The sequence below is a fragment of the Nocardioides xinjiangensis genome, assembly GCF_017916455.1.
Lineage (GTDB): Bacteria > Actinomycetota > Actinomycetes > Propionibacteriales > Nocardioidaceae > Nocardioides > Nocardioides xinjiangensis.
Map to the genome: position 1 here is coordinate 138171 of NZ_JAFMSY010000004.1, position 24230 is coordinate 162400.

Sequence of the window (24230 nt, forward strand, 5' to 3'; positions counted from 1 at the left end):
GCGGGTGTCGTCGGCCCTGAACTGGACATCCCTCTTACGCTACTCGCCGGGTCGGCACCGCGGCCCGGCATCTCGACACGGGGCGAAGAGGGCTGGACATGAGGAACGTCGATCTCCACCACGGGGCGGCGACCGACGTCGGGCTGGTGCGCAAGGTCAACGAGGACTCCTACCTCGTCTCGCCCCCGGTCTTCGTGGTCGCCGACGGGATGGGCGGCCACTCCGGCGGCGACGTCGCCAGCCGGATGGTCGTGGAGGAGTTCCAGCGGCTCGCCGAGGACTACGACCCGGGCCGGGGGGCCGAGCACGTCTCGGACGCCTTCGCCCGGGCCCAGGCGCGCATCCTCGACTACGGCGACGCCCACCGCGTGCATCAGCCCGGGTGGCACGCCGGCACGACCGCGGTCGTGGCCGTGCTCGTCGACGACGACGGGGTGACCAAGTGGCTGCTGGCCAACCTGGGCGACTCGCGGATCTACCGGATCACCGACGGGCGCCTCGAGCAGGTCAGCGTCGACCACTCGGTGGTCCAGGAGCTCATCGACTCCGGCCAGATCACCCGCGAGGAGGCGGCGGTCCACCCCGAGCGTCACGTGATCACGCGCGCGCTCGGCAGCCCCAGTGGCATCGAGCCCGACTTCTTCCTGCTGCCGCTCGGGTCCGTCGAGCGCCTGCTGCTGTGCAGCGACGGCGTGACCGGGATGATCGAGGACAGCGAGATCGAGGAGATCCTCGAGTCGGTCGCCGACCCGCGTGACGCGGCGGACTCGCTGGTCCGTGCCGCGGTCGCTGCCGGGGGCCGCGACAACGCCACGGCGATCGTGGTCGATGTGGTGGGATTGGTGAAGGACGCCACCTACGACTCGCAGCGCCAGCTGCAGAGCCTCAAATCCAAGCTGGGGGGACCACGTGAGCGCTGAGGCCAGGTTCGCCGCGGGGGACTGGTACGCCGTCGTCGGCGAGAGCGCGACGGTCCTGCTGCCCGGCAGCCAGCGCGGCCGGGTGGCCGCCCTGTGGGACCTCGCCGACTCCGGTGCCGGCGCGGACGACCTCCTCGACGCGCTCCTCGCGGGCGGGCTGTCCTCCCTCGACCACTTCGCGCTCGTCGCCCACGGCGACGACGCCACCCGACTGATCGTCCGCGGCGCGCCGACCGCGACCGTCTCCGCGACCTCGGGCGAGGAGCTCGTCACTGCCGCCCCCGGCACCGCGTGGGCCGAGCGGCTCGTCACCGGCGTCACGAGCGTCCGGGTCACCCTCACCGGTGACGGCGCGACCGACCACGTCCTCACGCCCGGCCTCGCGCGGGTGTCCGCCGTCGAGTTCGGTACGCCGTCCGCGTCCGGCCCGTCGGGCTCCCGGCCGGCCGACGAGGGACGGCGGGCTCCCGCCGTCCAGCCCGAGGCGGCGCCGCCGCCCGCCCCGCCGATGCACTTCGGTGAGCCGGAGGACGACCCGACGCCCACCGGCGAGACGCCGGCCGTGCAGGGCGACTGGCCCGACCTCGACGGCCACACCCGGGCCGGCGTGCCGGTGCCCGACTTCGACCGCCCGCCGATCCCCGGCCACGAGGTCGCCCCCGACGTGGTCTCGCAGCCGGTGGCCTCGCTCGTCTTCTCGACCGGCGACGTCGTGGCCGTCGACCGCACCGTGCTGGTGGGCCGCGCCCCCGAGGCCCGCCGCTTCGCCTCCCAGGACCAGCCCCACGTCGTGACGGTGCCCAGCCCGCACCAGGAGATCTCCTCCACCCACCTGGAGATCCGGCCCGGCGCCGGTGCCGACCACGGCTCCGCGATCGCCACCGACCTCGGCTCGACGAACGGCACCGTCCTGGCCCAGCCCGGCCTCGACGCGGAGGAGCTCAGGCCCGGCATCGCCGTCAGCCTCATCCCCGGCGCCGTGCTCGACCTCGGCGACGGCGTGACCATCCAGGTCACCAACCCCTGAGCCGCACCACCGTGACCGAGCGCCACCAGGCCGCGCCGCCCCAGGCGCAGCACGCCCGCGCCATGACCTACCCGAGCGCCGAGCTCGAGCGCCGGTTCACCGCGTTCGCCGTCGACCGCCTGCTCACCTGGGGCCTGCTCGCCGCGGTCGGGACCGGCACCGCACTGCTGGTCTCGGAGGACCTCTGGACCATGGTCGGCGCCGTCGCAGCCACCGCCGTCGTGCTCTGGGTGCTGCTCGCCGTCGTGCTGGGCGTCGCCGGGACCTCCCCGGGCAAGGCGCTGACCGGTCTCCGCGTGGTGCACCACGCGACCGGCGCCCCGATCGGGGTGGGGCGGGCCCTGGTGCGCTCGCTCGTGCTGGGCATCGCCGGGCCGCCCACTTTCGGCATCGGCGTGGCCACCCTGGCGTGGACGGCCGTCGCGGACCGCGGCCGGCAGCGCCGCGGCTGGCACGACCACCTGGCCCGGAGCGTCGTGGTCGACGTGCGCCCGGTGGCGGAGGTCGCCCACAGCGAGGCCGACGACGGCCCGCGCCAGATCGTGAACCTCACCGCCATGCGGCTGGTCCCGGCGCCGGCCGTCGACGTCGTCAGGACGCCGGAGCGGTCCGAGCACTCGGTGCGCCGCCAGCCCCTCCCCCCGGAGGTGACCACGCCACCACCGGCCCCCCGCCCCGCGCCGCCGGCGCCGCAGGCCCCGCCCCGGATCTCCCCGCCAGGCTCGCCACAGGCCCCGCCCCAGCCCCCGCCCCAGCCCCCGCCGCCCCAGGCCCCGTGGTGGGCGCAGGCAGTCCCGCCGCGACAGGTCCCTCCCGCGACCCCGGCGCCGGCTCCCGCGCGTTGGCGGGTGCGGTTCGACAACGGCGAGAGCTTCGTGGTCGCGGGCCTCGCGCTCGTCGGCCGCCGCCCGGAGCCGCGACCCGGTGAGCAGGTGGCCCACCTGATCCCGCTCACGTCCGCGGACATGTCGGTCTCGAAGACCCACGCCCAGTTCGGCCCGGCGCCTGACGGCACGATCGTCGTCGTGGACCGCGGGTCCACGAACGGCACTGTGCTGGTCCGGCAGGGCGTGTCGCGCCAGCTCGCTCCCGGCAGGCCCGCGGCCCTGGTCGACGGCGACAAGGTCGTCTACGGCGACCGGGAGATGACGATCTCACGCGAGCGGTGACCGGTTCCCCCGGCTGCGGGGGTGCTCGGTGGCGCGAGCCTCAGCGGGTGAGCGCCACCGGCACCCGGGTGATGCCGCCGCGGGCGCCGAGCCACACCAGCGCGCCGTCGTCGAGCCGGCCCGGCGTCGCGGGTCCGCTGACGGTGACGGTGAAGTCGGCCGACTCGCCGGGCGCGAGCCGCACGGCGAGCGGCTGGACGCGCACCCGGTGCGAGGCGAACCCGCGCGCGGTGACCGAGAAGTACTCCGCCCGGTCGCCGATGTTGGTGACCGTGCGGACCGCCGTCGGCTGCCGCGCCGACAGCAGCAGCGAGCTGGTGTTCAGCTCGGCGAGGGAGTGGTGCCGGAGGGCACGGCGCCAGGCGTGCGGCTCCACGTCGAGGGCGAGGTGGGCGCGCGGCGCGCGACCGGGCAGCGCTCCGGCACCCTGCTCCAGGGCCGAGGCGTCGGGGATCGGCCGGGCGGCGGTCACCAGGAGCGAGCGGACGACCGCTGCCGACCAGTCGGGGTGCTCACCGATCACCAGCGCGGCGAGCCCGCTGGCGTGCGCCGCGGCGGCGGAGCTGCCGCTGAAGACTCCCCAGCTCCGGCCGGTCGACTCGGGCAGGGCGCCGAGCACGGCGTCGCCGTCGGCCACCGCGTCGGGCTTGAGGGAGGCACCACGCGGGTCCCCGGCCGCGCTCCACGACGCCGTGCGCCGGTTGCCGGGGTCGCCGGTCGCGCGGGACATGCGCACCACGGCGGCCGGGTGCCGGGCGACCCAGCGGCTCAGGGCGCGGCCGGCGGGCGCCGGCAGGTGCACCGTCGGCACGGCGTGGAGGTCGGCGGTGACCGCTCCGCGCCGCTGGTTGACCAGAACCATCGCGCGGCCGCCGGCCTGGGCGACGGACTCGGACTTGTCGATGCGGCCGATGCCGCCGCGTCGGCACACGACGATCCGGCCGGCCACGAGGCGGGAGTCGAGCGCCCCCAGCCGGCAGTGCGCGGCGGCCCTGCGCGACGTCCCGGGAGCGGCAGCGTCCTGGGCGAGGACGGCACGACCCCTGACGTCGTTCGGCCGGCCGCCTCCGGTCCACGAGCGGCCGTCGGGCAGCGTGACGCGCCCGCGTGCCATCCGGCCGACGGCTGAGCCGACGGTCGTGACCCACGGGCCCGCGTGGGCGGCGTACGCCGATGCGCCGGAGTTGCCGGACGCGCCGACCACGACGACGTCGGCCTCCGCGGCGCCGAGCAGGGCGAGCTGCAGGGTGTCGATGCCCTCGCCGCCGGCCAGCGCGAGGCTCAGCACGTCCACGCCGTCGGCCACCGCCGCGTCCACGGCCGTGACGACGTCGGCGGTCGAGCAGCCGTCGTCGGCGGGATCCGGGGCTCCCCAGCACGCCTTGTAGGCGGCGACCCGTGCCTGCGGCGCGACACCGCCGAAGCGGCCGGCGTCGCGGTCGTCGACGCGGACGCTGACGCCGGCGTTGCCGGCGGCGACCGAGGCGACCTGGGTGCCGTGGCCCAGCACGTCGAGGGCCGAGAGCGACTCCGAGGACCGGACCCGGTCGGCGCCGAACCCCTCGACGAACCAGCGGGCACCGACCACCTTGCGGGTGCAGTCGTCGGCCGACCAGCCCTCGCCCTCCGCGCACGCCCCGAGGAAGTCCTCGGGATCCGCGCCCAGCCCGGGCACGTCGGCGAACGCGGGTGACTCCGGCGCGATGCCGGAGTCGACGACGCCGACCACCACGCCGGCGCCGCCGCGCAGCCGAGGGCTGGCGGCCGCACCGGTGACGGCGGCTCGCGAGGTTGGACCGGCGAGCGGACGGATGGTGTCGGCCTCGACCGCGGCGACGCCGGGCTGGTCGTCGAGGGCGGCGAGCTGGCTGTCGCTGAGGCGGACGGCGAATCCGTTGAGGGCGGTCGTCCACCGGTAGACCGGCTCGTCGGCCCCGACCGCGTCGAGCACCGCCTCCTGCCGGGCGACGACCTGGGTGACGTCGTGACGCCCGGCGGCGGTGCCGCCGCCGGCCAGGGTGACGAGCGTCAGCTCACCGGGACCCGCCGGGGGAGCGGTGTCGGCGGCCCGCGCGGTGCCGGCGACGGGCAGGGTGAGCGCCAGCCCGAGGAGGCCGCACCCGAGCACCCGTCCAGTCCTCCGCAGCCGCACCGCGACCTCCCGCTCGTCCGTCCATCCCCGCCGGCCCAGTGCCGCGAGGTCCCCGAGCCTCCCATCGTCCCAGCAGCCACGCCAGCAAATCAAAGAAGCCCTCGTCACCCGGTGGACAGATCTGGTTGGTGGGCCGTCGGCACGGCCGCCTATCCTGTGCGAGCCGCGCGGGTCCGCGCGGCGTCGGGTGCAGAGCTGAGTGGGGTGGACCGTGCCGACTGGCAAGGTGAAGTGGTTCGACGCGGAGAAGGGCTTCGGCTTCCTGTCGCAGGACAGTGGCCCCGACGTCTACGTCCACTCCGACGCGCTCCCCGAGGGGACGGCCACCCTGAAGGCCGGCACCAAGGTCGAGTTCGGCATCGCCCAGGGTCGCCGGGGCGACCAGGCGCTCCAGGTCCGCGTCCTCGACGCGCCCGCCTCGGTCGCGCGCAACCAGCGCAACGCCCAGCGCAAGAAGCCCGAGGCAATGGTGACCATCGTCGAGGACCTCATCAAGATGCTCGAGGGCGTGGAGGAGACCTACCGCCGCGGCCGGCACCCCGAGCGCGCCGCCGCGCGGGGCACGGCGAAGGTGCTGCGTGCCCTCGCCGACGAGCTCGACGCCTGACCGAGGCGTCAGGCGGGCCTCAGGCAGCCGGCACGGCCCGGCGTGGGCGGCTGAGCAGGACGAAGGTCGCCCAGGCGCCCAGCACGCCGGCGGCGATGCCGATGCCGAGCTGCGGCATGAGCGGCATCGCGATGCCCACGAATCCGCCGATGACCCACGCGAGCTGCAGCGTGGTGTCGGAGCGGGCGAAGGCGCTGGCCTGGATGCGGCTGGGAATGTCGCGCTGGATGGTGGAGTCGAGCGACAGCTTGGCCAGTGCCTGCGCGAGCCCGGCCGTGAGGCCGAGCAGGATCAGGGGGACGAGACCGTAGAACAGCGCGGCCACGGTCGCGACCGCCACGTCGGCCAGCAGCGCGAGCACGACGGTGACCGCGGGGTTCAGCCTGCGCAGCAGTGACCCGATGGTGATGCCCAGGGTGTTGCCGAGGCCCGCCGCACCGATGACGAGGCCGAGCAGGACCTCGGGGCGCCAGTCGCCGATCGGGTTCTCGCGCAGGAGGAACGCCATGAACATGGTGAGGAAGCCCGACAGCCACCGCGGTCCGCAGTTGGCCCGCAGCGCGAACGCCACCGCTCCGGGGATCCGCGTCCTCGGGCGGCGGCTCGTGCGGGCCTCGTCGCTCGGACCGGTGAGCACCATCTCGCCCTCGCCCTGGCTCGCGTCGACCTTGTCGGGCAGCCGGATCGCCCAGATCGTGGCGAGCACGAAGACGAGGAACCCGTAGCGCAGGGACCACTCCGGACCGAACGTCGAGGCGAGCACCGCCAGCGGCGCCGAGACCCCGGCGCCCACCACGCCGGCGAGCGAGACCCGGGCGTTGGCCTTCACCAGCGTGAGGTCGGGCGGCAGCAGCCGGGGCACGGCGGCGGCGCGGGTCACCCCGTAGGCCTTGGACGCCACCAGGCAGCCGAGCGCGGCCGGGAACAGCCACCCCGACTCGGTGACGACGGCGGTCGCGAGCACCCAGCACAGGAAGCACCGGATCGCCATGGTGGCACCGACGGCCCAGCGGCGGCCGTGGCTGAAGCGGTCGAGGAACGGTCCGATCAAGGGCGCCACGATCGCGAACGGCAGCATCGTCAGGCCGAGGAACAGCGCGACCTGCCCGCGCGCCTCCCCGGTCGGCACCTGGAAGAACAGCGTGCCGGCGAGCGAGATCGCCACGGCGGCGTCGCCGGCGGCGTTGAAGGCGTGGAGCTCGATCAGGCGCGACAGCCCCGAGTCGCCGGCGCCCTCGGCCCGGGCGGCCCGCCGCGCCTGCGTGACCGCGAAGTGCCCGGCGGTCCCGGCCCCGCGACCCGCGACGCGAGCCCCCCGGCCGGCGGCCCGGGCCCCGCGCGCGACGCCGGTCAGCGACCGGCGTACGGCCCCCGGGCGCGGCGGGGCAGCGGGCTCCTCGCGGCGCTCCCGGGGCGGCTCCGACTGCTGGCCCGGGGGCGGGTCGGTGCGCTCGGAGGTCACGGGCACCATCTTGGCGCACGCCGCCGACGCGCAGGTCGCGGTCCGCTCACGCGTCCCCGACGGGACAGGACCGCCAGGCGTTTGCGATGATGCACGGGTGATCGCTCTCCCCACCCGCGCCGGCAGGCCGGACCCGGCCCTCGCCAAGGCCGTGGACCTGGCACGCGAGGTCGTCCTCGAGGTCGCCGACCCCTCCGAGGTGGGCGACCACCTCGGCGCGCGGGCCGAGGGGGAGCGCGTCGTCACCCACCACTTCGCGTGCACCGCCGCGGGCTACCCGGGCTGGTACTGGTCGGTCACGCTCACGCGGGCCAAGCGTGCCAAGGACGCCACGGTCAACGAGGTCGTGCTGCTGCCCGGCGACGAGGCGATCGTGGCGCCCGCCTGGGTGCCCTACAAGGAGCGGCTCCAGCCGGGCGACCTCTCGCCCGGCGACCTGCTGCCCGTGGAGGACGAGGACGTCCGCCTGGTGCCGACCTACCTCGTCGGCGACGACCCGCTCGACACGCCGCTCGACGGTGACGCCCGGGCGCAGGTCCGCCGGGTGGCCGAGGACCTCGGTCTCGGCCGGGTGCGGACGCTGAGCCGCGAGGGGCTCGACATGGCGGCGGAGCGGTGGCACGACGGCCCGGGCGGGCCGGAGGCGCCGCTGGCGAAGAGCGCCCCGGAGAGCTGCTGGTCGTGCGGGTTCCTGGTGCGGCTCAACGGGTCGCTGGCCGACCGGTTCGGCGTGTGCGCCAACGGCAACGCCAACGACGACGGCCGGGTCGTCACCTTCGACCACGGCTGCGGCGCGCACTCCGAGGTCAAGCTCGCCCGCAAGCAGCAGCCCGTGCCGCTGCCCGACCACGTCCACGACACGATGACCGAGGACGACCTCGAGCCGCTCTGATCAGTCGCGCCGTGCTCGCTCGAGCACCCAGACGGCGTACGCCTCGTCGGGCTCGTGCAGCTCGTAGCTGCCGAAGCGGTGCACGACCCGCAGACCCGCCGAGGTCGCGTTCTGGACGAACTCCTCGGCGGGGTAGGTGCGGCTGCCGGACATGACGGCCGTGAGGTGGAAGCCGACGAGCACCCGGCCGGACGGCGCGAGGAGCTCGCGCACGCGTCCGAGGACCTGCCGCTCCGTGCCCTCGCCGAGGTAGATCATCACGTTGCCCACCAGCACCACGAGGTCGAACGCGCCGACCTCGTGCGGGTCGAGCGCGAGGGCCTCGTGGGGGAGGACCTCGAGGTCGGGGTAGGTCGCCCGGGATTGCTCGCGGAGAGCGGCGTCCGGCTCGGTCGCGACCACGTCGTGCCCCCGGGCCTGCAGCGCCGCCGCGACGCGCCCCATGCCCGAGCCGACGTCGAGGACGCGGGCACCGCGGGGGACGAGCGCGTCGGCGAGCCGGGCCTCGCCGTCGACGTCGACGCCGCGGGCCACGACGTCGGCGAAGTGCCGGCCATAGCCGCGGTTGTCCTCGCCGGCCAGCTCCCAGCGGGTGGGCGGCAGGGTCACCGCGACGCCTGCTGGGCGGCCCGCTCCTTGCGCCGCCTGCGGCAGTACTCCAGGCCGCACAGCCCGAGCCCGAAGCCGGCCAGGCAGGTCCACAGCCACCACGTGCGGCCGCTCTCCTCGAGCGCGCCCCAGAAGGGCAGCAGTGCCAGGAAGCCCAGCAGCCACAGCGCCGTGCCGACCTCGACCGTCCGCACGCCGTCGACGTCGAGCGGGGCGACCGGCGCGACGATGTAGGTGCGGCGGCCGATCTCATGCTGCGTCGGCTGCTCGTCACCCAGGTCCACGCCGTCACGCTACACGCGGGCATGGGCACGAAACACGCGCGTAGCACGCTTCTGCCACACTGCCGTTCCGTGACCGACCAGACGCAGACCGCAGCGCAGCCGCCCAAGGCCACCGGCCTCGACGGGTTCTTCCGGATCAGCGAGCGAGGCTCGAGCGTCGGCCGCGAGGTCCGCGGCGGCGTCGTGACCTTCCTGACGATGGCCTACATCGTCGTCCTCAACCCGCTGATCCTTGGGTTCGTGCCCGACTCGACCGGCGCCTACCTCGGCGGTGGGTCCGGCGACGGCTCCAACCTGCCGGTCATCGCGGCCGGCACCGCGCTGGTGGCGGGAGTGCTGACGATCCTCATGGGGGCCGTGGCCAACTTCCCGCTGGCGCTCGCCACCGGACTCGGCCTCAACGCGTTCGTCGCCAACGCCGTCGCGACCCGCTCCACGTGGGAGGACGCGATGGGCCTCGTGGTGCTCGAGGGCCTGATCATCCTGGTGCTGGTCCTCACCGGCTTCCGCCGGGCCGTCTTCCACGCGGTGCCGCAGCAGCTCAAGGTCGCCATCTCGGTGGGGATCGGCCTGTTCATCGCCCTCATCGGCTTCGTCGACGCGGGCTTCGTCACCCGCATCCCCGACGCCGCCCTCACGACGGTCCCGGTCCAGCTCGGCAGCGGCGGGACGCTCACCGGGTGGCCCGTGCTGGTCTTCGCGATCGGCGTGGTGCTCGTCGTCGCGCTGTGGGTACGCCGCGTGCGGGGGGCGATCCTGATCTCGATCGTCGCCACCGCCGTGCTGGCGTTCGTCCTGCAGGCGGCCCTCGACCTCGGCTCCGTCGCCGAGGAGGGACCGGGCAACTGGTCGTTGAACGTGCCGGAGCTGAACGGCGTCGTCGACGTGCCCGACTTCGGCACCCTCGGTGAGTTCTCGCTCTTCGGCGCCTTCTCGTCCGTCGGCCTGCTCGCCGCGCTGCTGCTCGCCTTCACGCTGCTGCTGGCCGACTTCTTCGACACCATGGGCACGATGACCGCGATCGGCGCGGAGGCCGGCCTCAACGACGACGAGGGCGTTCCGCCGAACTCGCAGCGCATCCTGGTGGTGGACTCGGTCGCCGCCCTCGCCGGCGGCGCCGCCGGCGTCTCCTCCAACACCTCCTACATCGAGTCGGCGTCGGGGGTGGGCGAGGGCGCCCGGACCGGCCTGGCGTCGGTCGTGACGGGACTGCTGTTCCTGCTGAGCACGTTCTTCGCCCCGATCGTGCAGGCCATCCCGTCCGAGGCCGCGGTCCCCGCCCTCGTCCTGGTCGGCTTCCTGATGATGCAGCAGGTGCGAGGCATCGACTGGGACGACCTCGAGATCGCCATTCCGGCCTTCCTCACCATCGTCCTCATGCCGTTCACCTACTCCATCAGCGTCGGCATCGGCGCGGGCTTCCTCGCCTACGTGCTGATCAAGGTGGTGCTCGGCAAGGCCCGCGCCGTGCACCCGCTGATGTGGATCGTCGCCGCGCTGTTCGTCGTCTACTTCGCGATCGACCCGCTCACCTCCTGGCTCATCTGACGAGGGCGGCCCCGGGGGCGGCGGTCGTCCGCCGCCGGGAATAGTTAGCACAGGTAATGAGTTATGCTAACGACATGCCGACCGCCGACCTCCGCTCCGACACAGGCCTGGCCTCCGAGCTCCGGGCCGGGGTGATGCGCCTGCGCCGTCGCCTGATCTCCGAGCGCCACCCCGACAACGACCTGAGCATCAGCCAGATGGTCGTCCTCGGGCTGCTGGTCCGGTTCGGCGACCAGACCGTCGGCGAGCTCGCCCGCGCGGAGCGGGTGCAGCCGCCGTCGATGACCCGCACCGTGAACTGTCTCGAGTCCGACGGCTACGTCGAGCGCCGGGCCCACGAGACAGACGGACGCCAGGTCGTCGTCACGCTCACCGACGCCGGCCGCGCCGCGGTCCTCGCCGACCGCCAGCGCCGCGACGCCTGGCTCGCCCGGCAGCTGGGCGGGCTCACCCCCGCCGAGCGCGCCACCCTCCGCGAGGCGGCGCCCATATTGGCCCGCCTCGCCTCGACCGACTGATCCGCCTCCCCGACCGAGGAGTTCCCACGAGTCCCACCTTCCGCTCCCTCGCGAACCCCAACTACCGCCGGTACGCCGCCGGCGGTGTCGTGTCGAACACCGGCACCTGGATGCAGCGCGTCGCCCAGGACTGGCTGGTCCTGGAGCTCGCCGCCGGCTCCGGCGCCACCGCGCTCGGCATCACGACCGGCCTCCAGTTCCTGCCGTTCCTGCTGCTGACCCCGATCGCCGGCCTCGTGGCCGACCGCATGCCCAAGCAGCGACTGCTCCAGCTCACCAACGTCGGCATGGCCGTGCCCGCTGCCGTCCTCGGCGTGCTCGCCGTCACCGGCGTCGCCGAGGTGTGGCACGTCTACGTCCTGGCCTTCCTGCTCGGCGCCGCCTCCGCGTTCGACGCCCCGGCGCGGCAGTCCTTCGTCTCCGAGCTCGTCGACCCGAACGACCTGACCAACGCCGTCGGGCTCAACTCCGCCAGCTTCAACGCCGCGCGCCTCGTCGGCCCCGGCCTGGCCGGCGTGCTCATCGCCGCGTTCGGCGGGGGAGCGGTCGCGACCGGCTGGGTCATCCTGCTCAACGCGGTGTCGTACGCCGCCCCGATCTGGTCGCTGCGCCACCTCGACCTCAGCCGCATCGACGCCGCCGCGCCGGCGGACCGCGGTCCGGGCGCCATCCGCGAGGGTGTCGCCTACGTCCGCGCCCGTCCGGACCTCCTGCTCGTGCTGAGCATGGTGTTCTTCGCGGGCACCTTCGGCCTCAACTTTCAGATCACGTCCGCGCTGATGGCCACCGAGGTCTTCGGCAAGGGCCCCGAGGAGTTCGGCCTGCTCGGCACCGTGCTGGCCATCGGCTCGCTCACCGGCTCGCTGCTGGCCGCGCGCCGCGGCCACGTCAGGCACCGGCTGGTCGTCGGGTCGGCGCTGGCCTTCGGCGCCACCGTCGTGCTGGCCGGGCTCATGCCGACCTACCTCGCGTTCGCCCTGCTCGCCCCGGTCACCGGCCTGACCGCGCTGACGTTCATCACCGCGGCCAACACCTACATGCAGCTGCACACCGACGCCGGTGTCCGCGGCCGGGTGATGGCGCTCTACCTGATGATCTTCATGGGCGGCACGCCGCTGGGCGCCCCGATCATCGGGTGGATCGGCCAGGAGTACGGAGCGCGGTGGACGCTGCTGGGCGGCGGGCTCATCACGATCGCCGGCGTGGCGCTGTCCGCGGTGGCCTACCTGCGCCTCGAACGGACCCGTCAGGACCGGGTCGCTAGCATGGAGTCGTCACGCGCCGAGGCAGCACCTGCGGCGTTTTGACCCTGATGTAGGGCCCGAGTAGCCTCTTTCCTTGTGTCTGGCACGTCCAGACCCTTGCGCATGCTCGCACGGCGCCCGTTGCAGGGGCGCCCGCCCGAGGGGCGCGTCCGCGAGGTCCCACCGCAGTCGCACCGAGCACGAGCAGGTACAAGCAGGCACACGCAGGAACGCACGACCCCGAGCCCGGCAACGCGCCGAGCCGTGACGAGAGAACAGAGAGAGGGAACCACCCGGTGCCCACCATCAACCAGCTGGTCCGCAAGGGCCGCCAGGACAAGGTGTCGAAGAACAAGACGCCTGCCCTGAAGGGATCCCCGCAGCGCCGTGGCGTCTGCACCCGCGTCTACACGACCACCCCGAAGAAGCCGAACTCCGCCCTCCGCAAGGTCGCCCGCGTGCGCCTGAGCAGCGGCGTCGAGGTCACCGCCTACATCCCGGGTGTCGGTCACAACCTCCAGGAGCACTCCATCGTGCTCGTGCGCGGCGGCCGTGTGAAGGACCTTCCCGGCGTCCGCTACAAGATCATCCGCGGCTCGCTCGACACCCAGGGTGTCAAGAACCGCAAGCAGGCCCGCAGCCGCTACGGCGCGAAGAAGGAGAAGTAATGCCTCGCAAGGGTCCCGCTCCCAAGCGCCCCCTGGTCGTCGACCCGGTCTACGGCTCGCAGCTGGTCACCCAGCTCGTCAGCAAGGTCCTCCAGGACGGCAAGAAGGCCGTGGCGCAGCGCATCGTCTACACCGCCCTCGAGGGCTGCCGCGAGAAGACCGGCACCGACCCGGTCGTCACGCTCAAGCGCGCGATGGACAACGTCAAGCCGGCCATCGAGGTCAAGTCCCGCCGCGTCGGCGGCGCGACCTACCAGGTCCCGGTCGAGGTCAAGGCCAACCGCTCCACCACGCTGGCCCTGCGCTGGCTCGTGGGCTACGCCCAGGACCGCCGCGAGAAGACCATGGCCGAGCGCCTCATGAACGAGATCCTCGACGCGAGCAACGGCCTCGGCGCCGCGGTGAAGAAGCGCGAGGACACGCACAAGATGGCCGAGTCCAACAAGGCCTTCGCCCACTACCGCTGGTGACGGCGAGGGGCCGCACGAGCGCAGCGCGCGGCGTGCGGCCCCTCACCCCACAACCCCATCAACTTCCGAGGGACTGAGACACAACAGTGGCTGTCGACATCACCACCGACCTCAACAAGGTCCGCAACATCGGCATCATGGCGCACATCGACGCCGGCAAGACCACCACCACCGAGCGCATCCTGTTCTACACCGGCATCACCTACAAGATCGGTGAGGTCCACGAGGGTGGCGCCACGATGGACTGGATGGAGCAGGAGCAGGAGCGCGGCATCACCATCACGTCCGCCGCGACGACCTGCTGGTGGAAGGACCACCAGATCAACATCATCGACACGCCCGGCCACGTGGACTTCACCGCCGAGGTCGAGCGCTCGCTGCGCGTCCTCGACGGCGCCGTGGCGGTGTTCGACGGCGTCGCCGGTGTCGAGCCGCAGACCATGACGGTGTGGCGCCAGGCCAACAAGTACTCCGTCCCCCGCATGTGCTTCGTCAACAAGCTCGACCGCACCGGAGCCGACTTCTTCCGCTGCGTCGACATGATGGTCGAGCGCCTCAACTCCACCCCGCTCGTGCTCCAGCTGCCCATCGGCGCGGAGTCCGACTTCCTCGGTGTCGTCGACCTGGTCGGCATGCGTGCCCTCACCTGGCGCGGCGAGACCAAGATGGGTGAGGACTACGACGTCGAGGAGATCCCGGCCGAGCTCGCCGACAAGGCCGCGGAGTACCGCGAGCGCCTCGTCGAGACCCTCGCCGAGGCCGACGACGACATCATGGAGGTCTACCTCGAGGACGGCGACGTCTTCGACGTCGAGACCCTCGAGGCCGCCATCCGCCGCGCCACCCTGGCCGACAAGCTCAACCCGGTCCTGTGCGGCACCGCGTTCAAGAACAAGGGCGTCCAGCCCCTGCTCGACGCGGTCGTGAAGTACCTGCCCTCGCCGCTCGACATCGACGCGATCATCGGCCACTCGCCGCGCGACGAGGAGCAGGCGATCTCTCGCAAGCCCTCCGACGACGAGCCGTTCTCCGGCCTCGCCTACAAGATCGCCAGCGACCCGCACCTCGGCAAGCTGATCTACGTCCGCGTCTACTCGGGCAAGCTCGAGGCCGGCTCCACCGTCGTCAACTCGGTGAACGGCAAGAAGGAGCGGATCGGCAAGGTCTACCAGATGCACGCGAACAAGCGTGAGGAGATCGCGTCCGTCGGCGCCGGCCAGATCGTGGCCGTGATGGGCCTGAAGGACACCAAGACCGGTCACACCCTCTGCGACCCCAACAACCAGGTCGTGCTCGAGTCGATGACGTTCCCGGCCCCGGTGATCGAGGTCGCGATCGAGCCCAAGACCAAGGGCGACCAGGAGAAGCTCGGCACCGCCATCCAGCGGCTCTCCGACGAGGACCCGACCTTCACGGTCAAGACCGACGAGGAGACCGGCCAGACGATCATCGCCGGCATGGGCGAGCTCCACCTCGAGATCCTGGTGGACCGCATGAAGCGCGAGTTCCGCGTCGAGGCGACCGTCGGCAAGCCGCAGGTGGCCTACCGCGAGACCATCCGCAACAAGGTCGAGAACCACAGCTACACCCACAAGAAGCAGACGGGTGGCTCCGGCCAGTTCGCGAAGGTCGTCATCTCGCTCGAGCCGAACATCGACCCCGAGACCGGCACCGGCGCGGGCTACGAGTTCGTCAACAACGTCAGCGGTGGTCGCGTCCCGAAGGAGTACATCCCCTCGGTCGACCAGGGCGGCCAGGAGGCCATGGAGTTCGGCGTGCTCGCCGGATACCCGATGGTCGACGTGAAGTTCTCCCTCGAGGACGGTGCCTACCACGACGTCGACTCGTCCGAGCTCGCGTTCAAGATCGCCGGCAACCAGGCCTTCAAGGAGGCCGCCCGCAAGGCCCGACCGGTCCTGCTCGAGCCGATGTTCGCGGTGGAGGTCACGACCCCCGAGGGCTTCCTCGGCACGGTCATCGGTGACATCAACTCGCGCCGCGGCCAGATCCAGGCGCAGGAGGAGCGTCACGGCGACATGGTCGTCAGCGCCCTCGTGCCGCTGTCCGAGATGTTCGGGTACGTTGGCGACCTGAGGTCCAAGACCTCCGGTCAGGCGTCGTACTCGATGGAGTTCGACTCGTACGCCGAGGTTCCCACGAACATCGCCGACGAGATCGTGAAGAAGGTCCGCGGCGAGTGATCGCTGCCGGATCCTCGGCACCCCAGCAAGACCCACCCACGAGTCAAGTAACAACAATCAGGAGGAGCCCCAGTGGCTAAGGCGAAGTTCGAGCGGACCAAGCCGCACGTCAACATCGGCACCATCGGTCACATCGACCACGGCAAGACGACGCTGACCGCGGCGATCACCAAGGTGCTGCACGACAAGCACCCGGACCTCAACGAGGCTTCGGCGTTCGACCAGATCGACAAGGCTCCCGAGGAGCGCCAGCGCGGCATCACGATCTCGATCGCGCACGTCGAGTACCAGACCGAGTCGCGCCACTACGCGCACGTCGACTGCCCCGGTCACGCCGACTACATCAAGAACATGATCACCGGCGCGGCGCAGATGGACGGCGCGATCCTGGTGGTCGCGGCCACCGACGGTCCGATGCCGCAGACCCGTGAGCACGTGCTGCTCGCCCGCCAGGTCGGCGTGCCGGCCCTGGTCGTCGCGCTCAACAAGTGCGACATGGTCGACGACGAGGAGCTCATCGAGCTCGTCGAGATGGAGGTGCGCGAGCTCCTCTCCGAGTACGAGTTCCCGGGCGACGACATCCCCGTCGTGCGCGTGGCGGCCTTCCCGGCCCTCAACGGCGACGCCAAGTGGGGCGAGTCGGTGGCCGAGCTCATGCAGGCCGTCGACGACTACATCCCGACCCCCGAGCGTGACACCGACAAGCCGTTCCTCATGCCCGTCGAGGACGTCTTCACGATCACCGGTCGTGGCACCGTCATCACCGGTCGCATCGAGCGCGGCATCGTCAAGGTCAACGAGGAGGTCGAGATCATCGGCATCCGCGAGGGCTCGCAGAAGTCCACCGTCACCGGTGTCGAGATGTTCCGCAAGCTCCTCGACGAGGGCCAGGCCGGTGAGAACGTCGGTCTGCTGCTCCGCGGCACCAAGCGCGAGGACGTCGAGCGCGGCATGGTCGTGATCAAGCCGGGCACGACCACCCCGCACACCAACTTCGACGCCTCGGTCTACATCCTGTCGAAGGACGAGGGCGGCCGTCACACGCCGTTCTTCAACAACTACCGTCCGCAGTTCTACTTCCGCACCACGGACGTGACGGGCGTCGTGACCCTGCCCGAGGGCACCGAGATGGTCATGCCGGGTGACAACACCGAGATGTCGGTCGAGCTCATCCAGCCCATCGCGATGGACGAGGGCCTGCGCTTCGCCATCCGCGAGGGCGGCCGCACCGTCGGCGCCGGTCGCGTCACCAAGATCACCAAGTGATCCCCGCCGGTCGCTGACCGGCACCAGCAGCACCACGAAGGCCCCGGACCCCTGGTCCGGGGCCTTCGTCGTGCGCGCCAGTCGCACGGACGGCCCGGGGGCGGTGACCGCGATCGCGCCGGCGCGGGGCACGATGGTGCCCATGGGGTTCACCAGGGACCAGCTCGAGTCGTTCCGTGACGTCGAGGTGCCCGACCTGCTCCCGACCGGCGACCAGCCGCTGCTCCTGCTGTTCGTCGGCATCAACCCGGGGCTGTGGACCGCCGCGACCCAGACGCACTTCGCCCACCCGGGCAACCGGTTCTGGCCCGCGCTGCTGCGGGCCGGGGTCGTGACGCACCCGGTCGACCAGGCGGCGGGCATGACCGAGGACGACCGCGACGCGCTGCGGCGACGCGGCATCGGCATCACGAACCTCGCTGCGCGTGCCACCGCCCGGGCCGACGAGCTCACGCCCGAGGAGCTGCGGCGAGGCGGCGAGCGGCTGCGCGCACTCGTGGCCGAACGACGGCCCCGCGTCGTCGCGGTCGCCGGCGTCACCGCCTACCGCACGGCGTTCGACCGCCGCGCCGCGGCCGGCGAGCAGCCCGCCCGGTGGGGAGCGTCGCGGGTGTTCGTGGTGCCGAACCCGTCGGGTCTCAACGCGCACGAGACCGTCGACACGCTCGCCACGGCGTACGGCGAGGCGGCTCGGGCCGCCGGGGTCGTCGACGGCCCGCCGCCGGGCTGACCGGGGTGGTCGCGCCCCCGCAGGTGCACCAGGACGTCGCCGGGCATCCGTCGCGGGCCGCTCATCCCAGCAGCGCCTCCACCGCGCCGCGGAACGCGCTGGTGTGCGCGTCGACGTCGGACCGGGAGTGGTACGGCGAGAAGAGCGACATGTTGTGGAACGGCGCGAGCAGGACGCCGCGGTTCACCGTCCAGAGGTGGAAGAACGCGTCGAGCTCCTCGTCGACGGCGGCCGCCGCCTCCGCCCCGGTGCGCGGGGGCGGGCAGAACCAGTACTCCGCGCGGCAGCCGAGGCGCTGCACGTGCCACGGCAGGTCGTGGTCGTCGATGACCCCCTGGATGCCGTCGGTGAAGCTCGTCGCCAGCGGGATCGAGACGTCGAAGTCCTCCTGCCGCAGCGCCGTCGACAGCGTCGCCCGGACCGCGGCCATCGCCAGGGCCGAGCCCGACAGGGTCCCGCCCACGCCGGCGACGTCGATCTCGTGGCCCAGCATCGGGCCCTCGAGGCGTGCGGCGACCTCCTCGGCCATGCCGTACGCCGCGACCGGGATGCCGCCGCCGATCGGCTTGCCGATGACGACGAAGTCCGGCTCGAGCCCCCATGCGGCCGTGGCGCCGCCGGGACCGGCGCAGATGGTGTGGGTCTCGTCGTTGACGAGCAGCACGCCGTGGCGGCGGGTGACCTCGCGGACGCCGGCGAGGTAGCCCTCGTCGGGCAGCACGATGCCGATGTTGGTCAGCGCCGGCTCCATCAGCAGGCAGGCGACGTCGCCATCCGCCAGCCGCCTGTCGAGGGCGTCGAGGTCGTTGAACGGGACGACCGCGGTCGTCCGGGCGACGTCGACCTGAGGGCCGAGCGCACCCGGTCGGGCCACCACGCGGTCACCGGCCCGCCCGTGCTCGAGCACCGCCAGCGTCTCGTCGACGGTGCCGTGGTAGCACCAGTCCATGACCGCGATGCGCTGCCGTCCGGTGAGGTGGCGCGCGAAGCGCAGCACGAACCGGTTGGCGTCGGTGGCCGTCATCGCCATCTGCCAGCGCGGCAGCCCGAAGCGCCGGCTCAGCTCCGCGGCGACCCACGTGGCGTCGGTGGAGGGCAGCATCGTGGTGATGCCGCGCTCGGCGCGCTCCCGGACGGCGTCGGCCACCGCGGGGAGGCAGTGCCCGGTCATCGACCCCGTGTCGCCCAGGCACAGGTCGACGTAGTCGAGGCCGTCGGCGTCGGTGAACCGGCCACCGTCCGCAGACTCGACGAAGAGCGGGAACGAGCCCGGCCAGCGCGTCATCCACGGCATCGGCACACCGGCCAGCAGGTGCTCGCCCGCCTCCTTCGCGAGGCGGGCGGAGGTCGGGTGCAGGTCGACGAAGCGCTGCTCCTCCTCGGCGTGAAGGGCCGCCAGGCGCCGGCGGTCGACGGTCGTCACAGCGCGCTGCCGACGTACTTGGTCTCGAGGTACTCCTCGATGCCCTCGAACCCGCCCTCGCGCCCGAAGCCCGAGTGCTTGACCCCGCCGAAGGGAGCCGCCGGGTTCGACACGATGCCGGTGTTGACGCCGACCATGCCGAACTCCAGCGCCTCGCTGACCCGCAGGACGCGGGCATGGTCGCGGGTGAAGACGTAGGCGACGAGGCCGTACTCGGTGTCGTTGGCCCGCTCGAGGGCCTCCTCCTCGGTGCCGAACGTCGTGACGGGGGCGACGGGGCCGAAGATCTCCTCGCGGAACACGCGGGCGGAGGCGGGTACGTCGACCAGCACGGTCGGCGGGTAGAAGTGGCCCGGGCCGTCGGGGACCGCGCCGCCGACGAGCGCGCGGGCGCCGCTCGACACCGCCTCCTCGACCAGCTCGTGCACCCCGCGGCGCGCCTTGTCGGTGATGAGCGGGCCCACGTCGACGCCCTCCTCGGTGCCGTCGCCCACGGTGAGGCCGCCCATCCGCTCGGCCAGCCTGGTCGAGAACTCCTGCGCGACCGACTGGTGGACCAGGAAGCGGTTGGCCGACGTGCAGGCCTCGCCGATGTTGCGCATCTTGGCGAGCATCGCGCCGTCGACCGCGGCGTCGAGGTCGGCGTCCTCGAAGACGAGGAAGGGGGCGTTGCCGCCGAGCTCCATGGAGACGCGCAGCAGCTGGTCCGATGCCTGCCCCACGAGGACCTTGCCGACGCCCGTCGAGCCGGTGAAGGTGAGCTTGCGCAGCCGCGGGTCCTTGATGATCGGCTCGCAGACGCCGCCGGAGTCGGTGGTGGTGACGACGTTGAGCACGCCGGGAGGCAGCCCGACCTCCTCGAGCAGCTTCGCGAGGGCGAGCATCGTCAGCGGGGTCTCCGACGCGGGCTTGACGACCATCGTGCAGCCGGCGGCGATGGCCGGACCGATCTTGCGGGTGCCCATCGCCAGCGGGAAGTTCCAGGGGGTGATCATCAACGTGGGGCCCACCGGGGCCTTCATGGTGATCAGCCGGCTGTTGCCGGACGGCGCGGGGGAGTAGCGCCCGTGGATGCGCACCGCCTCCTCGGAGAACCAGCGGAAGAACTCCGACCCGTAGGTCACCTCGCCCTTCGCCTCGGCCAGCGTCTTGCCCATCTCGAGGGTCATCAGACGGGCGAACTCGTCGGCCCGCTCGGTGAGCAGCTCGAACGCGCTGCGCAGGATCTCCCCGCGCGTCCGCGGCTCGGTCGCGCGCCACTCGCGCTGGGCGGCGGAGGCCGCCGCGAGCGCCCGCTCCCCGTCCTCGGGTGTCGCGTCGGCGACGCTGGTCAGCACGCCGCCGTCGGCGGGGTTGTGCACCTCGAATTTGCCGCCACCGGTGGCCTCGACCCACTCGCCGCCGATGAGCAGCCGCGTCGGCACCGTCTCGATCACGCTGTTGTCCACGTCAGCCATGCCTCCACCTTGCCACCGCCGGCCCGTCACCCGACGACCCCCTCGAACGCCGCCTCGAAGACGTCGAGGCCCTCGACGAGCAGGTCGTCGCTGATCGCGAGCGGCGGCAGGAACCGGAAGACGTTGCCGAACGTGCCGCAGGTCAGCGTCACCAGCCCCTGCGAGGAGCAGGCACGGTGCACCGCGGCGGCGAGCGCCGCGTCCGGCGTACGTCCGGGGCCGTCGGCGACCAGCTCGACCGCCAGCATCGCGCCGCGTCCGCGGACGTCGCCGACGCGGTCGGGGTGCCGCTTCGCGAGCGCGTGCAGCCGCGGCAGGAAGATCGCCTCGATCTCGCGTGCCCGAGCAGGCAGGTCCTCGGCCTCCATCGTCTCGATCGCCGCCAGGGCGCCGGCGCAGGCGACCGGGTTCCCGCCGTACGTGCCGCCCAGCCCACCGACGTGGACGGAGTCCATGACGTCGGCGCGACCGGTCACGGCGGCGAGCGGGAGGCCGCCGGCCATGCCCTTGGCGGTCGTCAGCAGGTCGGGCACGACCCCCTCGTGGTCGCAGGCGAACCAGTCGCCGGTGCGGGCGAATCCCGTCTGGATCTCGTCGGCGATGAGCAGGATGCCGTGCTCGCGGCACCACTCGGCCACCCGGGCCAGCCACCCCGGCGGCGGGACGATGAAGCCGCCCTCGCCCTGGATCGGCTCGACCAGCACGGCCGCGCAGCTGTCCTCGCCCACCTGTGCGTGCACGGTCGCGACGAAGGCGTCGAACGCCTCCTCGGCGCACGCCTCGCGACCGCCGGGCCAGCGGTACGGGTACGCCATCGGAGCCCGGTAGATCTCGCCGGCGAAGGGCCCGAAGCGGTGCTTGTAGGGCATGTTCTTCGCGGTCAGCGCCATCGTGAGGTTCGTGCGTCCGTGGTACGCGTGGTCGAACACGACGATCGCGTCGCGGCCGGTGTGGTGCCGGGCCACCTTGACCGCGTTCTCCACGGCCTCGGCGCCGGAGTTGAACAGGGCGGAGCGCTTCTCGTGCTCGCCCGGGGTGACGTCGGCGAGCTTCTCGCACACCGCGACGTACTCCTCGTAGGGCGTGACCATGAAGCAGGTGTGGGTGAAGTCGGCGACCTGCCGCCGCACCGCCTCGACCACACGCGGGTGGGCGTTGCCGACCGTCGTGACCGCGATGCCGGACCCGAAGTCGATCAGCTGGTTGCCGTCGACGTCGCGGAGGATGCCGCCGCCGGCCTGCTCGACGTAGACCGGCAGCGTCGTGCCGACACCCGCCGACACGCTCCCGAGCTTGCGGGCCTGCAGGTTGAGCGAGCGCGGGCCCGGGATGTCGGTGGCGAGGATGCGTTCCTGGCTGAGCGTCATGCGCGGTCCTTTCCCGGGTCGTGGGGTGGTCTGTCCTCGATCCCCCACGGGGAGCCGTAGCCCTCCGGCCTGGGTGCGGCGAGCAGGTCGAGGAAGGGCTTCGGCGGCAGCGCCTCGGGCCCCAGCACGCCGGTGCCCGACCACGTGCCGCGTGCGAGCAGCTCGAGCGCGACGACCGGGTTGAGGGCGGTCTGCCAGACCACGCACTGGGTGCCGTAGTCGCGCATCGAGTCGGCGTTGTCGACCACGTGGTAGAGGTAGGTCGACCGGGGCCGGCCGTCCTTGCCGGCGCCGGTGACCCAGAGCCCGGCGCAGGTCTTGCCCTCCATCCGCGGCCCGATCGTCGCCGGGTCCGGCAGGCAGGCGGCGACGACGTCGCGGGGGGACACCTCCACCCCCTTCACGGAGACGGGCTCGGTGGAGTCCAGGCCGAGGGTGTGCAAGGTGCGCAGGATGGCGATCATCTCCTCGCCGAGGCCGTACTTGAACGTGACCCGGTCCGCCTCGATCCACCGTGGCATGAGCAGCACCTCCTCGTGCTCGACGTGCACGCACTCGACGGGGCCGATCCCCTCCGGGAAGTCGAACACCTCCGGCTCGGAGAAGGGGGGCAGCGTGAAGAAGCCCGCCTCGAGGTCGCCGTCGCCGCGCTGTCGCTCCCACACCACCGGCGGGTTGAGGCACTCCTCGATGATCGTCCACATCGAGAAGCCGGGCGCAAAGACCTCGTTGCCGTCGTCGTCGCGGATCACGAGGTTGGCGCCGTCACGGGTGCCGAGCTCGTCGATGTGGTCGAACAGCTCGTCGGCGGCGTAGCGGGCGAACACGTCGGAGAGCCCGGGCTCGACCCCGATGCCGAGCAGGGCGAGCCGGCCGGCAGCCTCCCACTCGCCGGCGAGGGCGAACTGCAGGTCGCCGAGCTTCACGCCCACCTTCTCGTAGGGCGCCTCGGAGTGCCGCTCCGACAGGCTCATCGCCATGTCGAGGTAGTCGGCGCCGGCGTCCAGTGCACCACTGAAGACGGGCATGACGAACCGCGGGTCGACAGCGTTCAGCACGTGGGTGGCCCGCACCTGCCGAGCGAGCGCGGTCACGGCGGCCGCGTCGGAGGCGTCGACCTGCGCGGCGGTGAAGCGCTCCTCGCCCGCTCGCCGCTCGCGTGCGGCGGTGACGGTGCGCTCGGCGCGCTGGAGGTCGTAGTCGGCCACCACCCAGGCCTCGAAGAAGTCGCGCTCCACCGCGATGCGGGCGGCGGCGTCACCGACGCCACCCGCCCCTACCATCAGCACGCGCACGGGCTGCACCACGCGCTCACTCACTCCTCGACCGACCTCGGGAACGCGACGACCGCGCCGATCCCACGACCTGCGCTCCGATGACGAGCAGGACCGCCAGCACGAACATCGAGAAGCCGATGACGTTGGCCTCCGCGGGGATGCCGCGGCGCGAGGCGACGTAGACGAACTTGGGGAACGTGTTCTCGTTGCCGGAGACGAAGTTGGTGATGATGAAGTCGTCGAAGGACAGCGAGAAGGCGAGCATCGCCGCGCCCAGGATGCCCGGCAGGATGAGCGGGAACGTGACCTTCCAGAAGGTCTGCACCGGCCCGGCGTAGAGGTCCTGGGCGGCCTCCTCGATGCGGGGGTCGAGGGACTGGATGCGCGCCTTCACCGTGACCACCACGAAGCTCAGGCAGAACATGATGTGCGAGAACACGATCGTGCCGAAGCCGAGGTGGATCCCGATGTTGGAGAACCCCTGCACGAAGATCGTGAGCAGGGCGGCGCCCATGACGATCTCGGGCGTGGCCATCGGCACGAAGATCAGGACGTTGCTGGCTGCCTTGCCCCGGTAGCGGTAGCGGACCATCGCCAGCGCCATGAGCGTGCCGAGGACCGTGGCCACCAGGGTGGAGATCGCCCCGACCTGCAGCGAGGTCACCAGCGACTCGCAGGCGCCGGCGACGCCGCACGGGTCCTGCCAGTGCTCCCACGTGAAGCCCTGCCACACGATGTTGGTCTTGCCGTGGTCGTTGAACGAGAACGCGAACGTGTAGGCGACCGGCAGGAAGAGATACAGCAGGACCAGGATCGCCGACAGCATCGCGAAGTGCTTGGCGAGCCACAGCTGGACGCGCTTGGCGAGCGAGGGCCGGTAGCCGGGGGAGGAGGCACCCGTGGCCGGGGGCGTGGTCCGGGGGGTGGTCACCGTCGCCA

The 24230-nt window shown here is 72.5% G+C and carries 22 protein-coding genes; 13 read left to right on the forward strand and 9 right to left on the reverse strand.

The features are described from left to right. Positions 1-98 precede the first annotated feature (98 nt). The 3 genes from J3P38_RS15685 to J3P38_RS15695 are packed head-to-tail and all read left to right on the forward strand — an operon-like array spanning position 99 to position 3116. Entirely contained in the window at positions 99-920 is an 822-nt protein-coding gene (locus J3P38_RS15685; protein ID WP_210504312.1) for a PP2C family protein-serine/threonine phosphatase, read from the forward strand. Further along, complete coding sequence (locus J3P38_RS15690) at positions 910-1947, forward strand: FHA domain-containing protein (protein ID WP_210504313.1); 1038 nt, start codon at positions 910-912, stop codon at positions 1945-1947. Before J3P38_RS15685 ends, J3P38_RS15690 begins: the two co-directional genes overlap by 11 nt. A gap of 11 nt (positions 1948-1958) precedes the next feature. Then, positions 1959-3116, forward strand: coding sequence for an RDD family protein (locus J3P38_RS15695; protein WP_210504314.1), 1158 nt, complete (start codon positions 1959-1961; stop codon positions 3114-3116). A gap of 40 nt (positions 3117-3156) precedes the next feature. Here J3P38_RS15695 and J3P38_RS15700 read toward each other — a convergent pair whose 3' ends face one another. Further along, entirely contained in the window at positions 3157-5244 is a 2088-nt protein-coding gene (locus tag J3P38_RS15700; protein WP_210439900.1) for a S8 family serine peptidase, read from the reverse strand. Between the two features lie 235 nt (positions 5245-5479). Here J3P38_RS15700 and J3P38_RS15705 point away from each other — a divergent pair, with 235 nt between their 5' ends. Then, a complete protein-coding gene (locus J3P38_RS15705; RefSeq protein WP_210439901.1) occupies positions 5480-5875 on the forward strand; it encodes a cold-shock protein in 396 nt (131 codons plus the stop codon). Between the two features lie 19 nt (positions 5876-5894). Here J3P38_RS15705 and J3P38_RS15710 read toward each other — a convergent pair whose 3' ends face one another. After that, entirely contained in the window at positions 5895-7337 is a 1443-nt protein-coding gene (locus tag J3P38_RS15710; RefSeq protein ID WP_307807953.1) for an MFS transporter, read from the reverse strand. Between the two features lie 97 nt (positions 7338-7434). On the opposite strand from J3P38_RS15710, the gene J3P38_RS15715 reads away from it, so the two are divergent. Continuing rightward, positions 7435-8229, forward strand: a complete 795-nt coding sequence (locus J3P38_RS15715; RefSeq protein WP_210439903.1) for a DUF3027 domain-containing protein — start codon at positions 7435-7437, stop codon at positions 8227-8229. On the opposite strand, the gene J3P38_RS15720 is transcribed toward J3P38_RS15715, so the two are convergent. Together J3P38_RS15720 and J3P38_RS15725 are read right to left on the reverse strand one after the other, a co-directional pair. Continuing rightward, entirely contained in the window at positions 8230-8838 is a 609-nt protein-coding gene (locus J3P38_RS15720) for a class I SAM-dependent methyltransferase (RefSeq protein ID WP_210504316.1), read from the reverse strand. Then, the gene (locus J3P38_RS15725; RefSeq protein WP_307807954.1) at positions 8835-9122 is read right to left on the reverse strand and encodes a DUF2530 domain-containing protein; all 288 of its coding nucleotides are present in this window, start codon (positions 9120-9122) and stop codon (positions 8835-8837) included. The genes J3P38_RS15720 and J3P38_RS15725 overlap by 4 nt, the downstream gene beginning before the upstream one ends. Before the next feature lie 21 nt (positions 9123-9143). Here J3P38_RS15725 and J3P38_RS15730 point away from each other — a divergent pair, with 21 nt between their 5' ends. The 8 genes from J3P38_RS15730 to J3P38_RS15765 all read left to right on the forward strand — a co-directional run bounded on the left by J3P38_RS15730 (position 9144) and on the right by J3P38_RS15765 (position 17767). Further along, positions 9144-10670: an NCS2 family permease gene (locus tag J3P38_RS15730; protein ID WP_210504317.1), complete on the forward strand. Its 1527-nt coding sequence runs from the start codon at positions 9144-9146 to the stop codon at positions 10668-10670. A 74-nt stretch (positions 10671-10744) separates the two neighbouring features. Then, positions 10745-11188 carry a MarR family winged helix-turn-helix transcriptional regulator gene (locus tag J3P38_RS15735; protein ID WP_246850088.1) on the forward strand — a complete coding sequence of 148 codons (444 nt, stop codon included), beginning with the start codon at positions 10745-10747 and terminating at the stop codon, positions 11186-11188. Positions 11189-11277: 89 nt separating this feature from the next. Next, positions 11278-12495 (forward strand): MFS transporter, encoded by a 1218-nt coding sequence (locus J3P38_RS15740; protein ID WP_307807955.1) that lies wholly within the window; start codon positions 11278-11280, stop codon positions 12493-12495. A gap of 233 nt (positions 12496-12728) precedes the next feature. Continuing rightward, a complete protein-coding gene (rpsL, locus tag J3P38_RS15745) occupies positions 12729-13100 on the forward strand; it encodes a 30S ribosomal protein S12 (protein WP_056906817.1) in 372 nt (123 codons plus the stop codon). Next, positions 13100-13570: a 30S ribosomal protein S7 gene (rpsG, locus tag J3P38_RS15750; RefSeq protein ID WP_129453354.1), complete on the forward strand. Its 471-nt coding sequence runs from the start codon at positions 13100-13102 to the stop codon at positions 13568-13570. Before rpsL ends, rpsG begins: the two co-directional genes overlap by 1 nt. 86 nt (positions 13571-13656) lie before the next feature. After that, on the forward strand, positions 13657-15771 hold the full coding sequence (fusA, locus tag J3P38_RS15755) for an elongation factor G (protein ID WP_210439907.1): 2115 nt from the start codon (positions 13657-13659) through the stop codon (positions 15769-15771). Between the two features lie 72 nt (positions 15772-15843). Further along, a complete protein-coding gene (gene tuf / locus J3P38_RS15760; RefSeq protein ID WP_210439908.1) occupies positions 15844-17037 on the forward strand; it encodes an elongation factor Tu in 1194 nt (397 codons plus the stop codon). A 142-nt stretch (positions 17038-17179) separates the two neighbouring features. After that, positions 17180-17767, forward strand: a complete 588-nt coding sequence (locus J3P38_RS15765; RefSeq protein WP_210439909.1) for a mismatch-specific DNA-glycosylase — start codon at positions 17180-17182, stop codon at positions 17765-17767. A gap of 61 nt (positions 17768-17828) precedes the next feature. Here the strand turns inward: J3P38_RS15765 and J3P38_RS15770 are convergent, their stop codons facing one another. Genes J3P38_RS15770 through J3P38_RS15790 form a run of 5 tightly spaced genes read right to left on the reverse strand, consistent with a single transcriptional unit; the run spans position 17829 to position 24222 of the window. After that, on the reverse strand, positions 17829-19190 hold the full coding sequence (locus tag J3P38_RS15770; RefSeq protein WP_210439910.1) for a transaminase: 1362 nt from the start codon (positions 19188-19190) through the stop codon (positions 17829-17831). Then, positions 19187-20647 (reverse strand): NAD-dependent succinate-semialdehyde dehydrogenase, encoded by a 1461-nt coding sequence (locus J3P38_RS15775; protein WP_210439911.1) that lies wholly within the window; start codon positions 20645-20647, stop codon positions 19187-19189. Before J3P38_RS15775 ends, J3P38_RS15770 begins: the two co-directional genes overlap by 4 nt. Before the next feature lie 26 nt (positions 20648-20673). Further along, positions 20674-22014, reverse strand: coding sequence for a 4-aminobutyrate--2-oxoglutarate transaminase (gene gabT, locus J3P38_RS15780; protein WP_210504318.1), 1341 nt, complete (start codon positions 22012-22014; stop codon positions 20674-20676). Beyond that, positions 22011-23333, reverse strand: a complete 1323-nt coding sequence (locus J3P38_RS15785; protein ID WP_307807957.1) for a saccharopine dehydrogenase family protein — start codon at positions 23331-23333, stop codon at positions 22011-22013. The genes gabT and J3P38_RS15785 overlap by 4 nt, the downstream gene beginning before the upstream one ends. Continuing rightward, entirely contained in the window at positions 23326-24222 is an 897-nt protein-coding gene (locus J3P38_RS15790) for an ABC transporter permease (protein ID WP_307807958.1), read from the reverse strand. Before J3P38_RS15790 ends, J3P38_RS15785 begins: the two co-directional genes overlap by 8 nt. Positions 24223-24230: the final 8 nt, after the last annotated feature.

Coding starts and splice junctions, on each gene's coding strand:
- J3P38_RS15685 (WP_210504312.1), top strand. CDS start 99: ATGAGGAACGTCGATCTCCACCACGGGGCGGCGACCGACGTCGGGCTG.
- J3P38_RS15730 (WP_210504317.1), top strand. CDS start 9,144: ATGGGCACGAAACACGCGCGTAGCACGCTTCTGCCACACTGCCGTTCC.
- J3P38_RS15735 (WP_246850088.1), top strand. CDS start 10,745: ATGCCGACCGCCGACCTCCGCTCCGACACAGGCCTGGCCTCCGAGCTC.
- rpsG (WP_129453354.1), top strand. CDS start 13,100: ATGCCTCGCAAGGGTCCCGCTCCCAAGCGCCCCCTGGTCGTCGACCCG.
- J3P38_RS15765 (WP_210439909.1), top strand. CDS start 17,180: ATGGGGTTCACCAGGGACCAGCTCGAGTCGTTCCGTGACGTCGAGGTG.
- J3P38_RS15775 (WP_210439911.1), bottom strand. CDS start 20,647: ATGGCTGACGTGGACAACAGCGTGATCGAGACGGTGCCGACGCGGCTG.
- gabT (WP_210504318.1), bottom strand. CDS start 22,014: ATGACGCTCAGCCAGGAACGCATCCTCGCCACCGACATCCCGGGCCCG.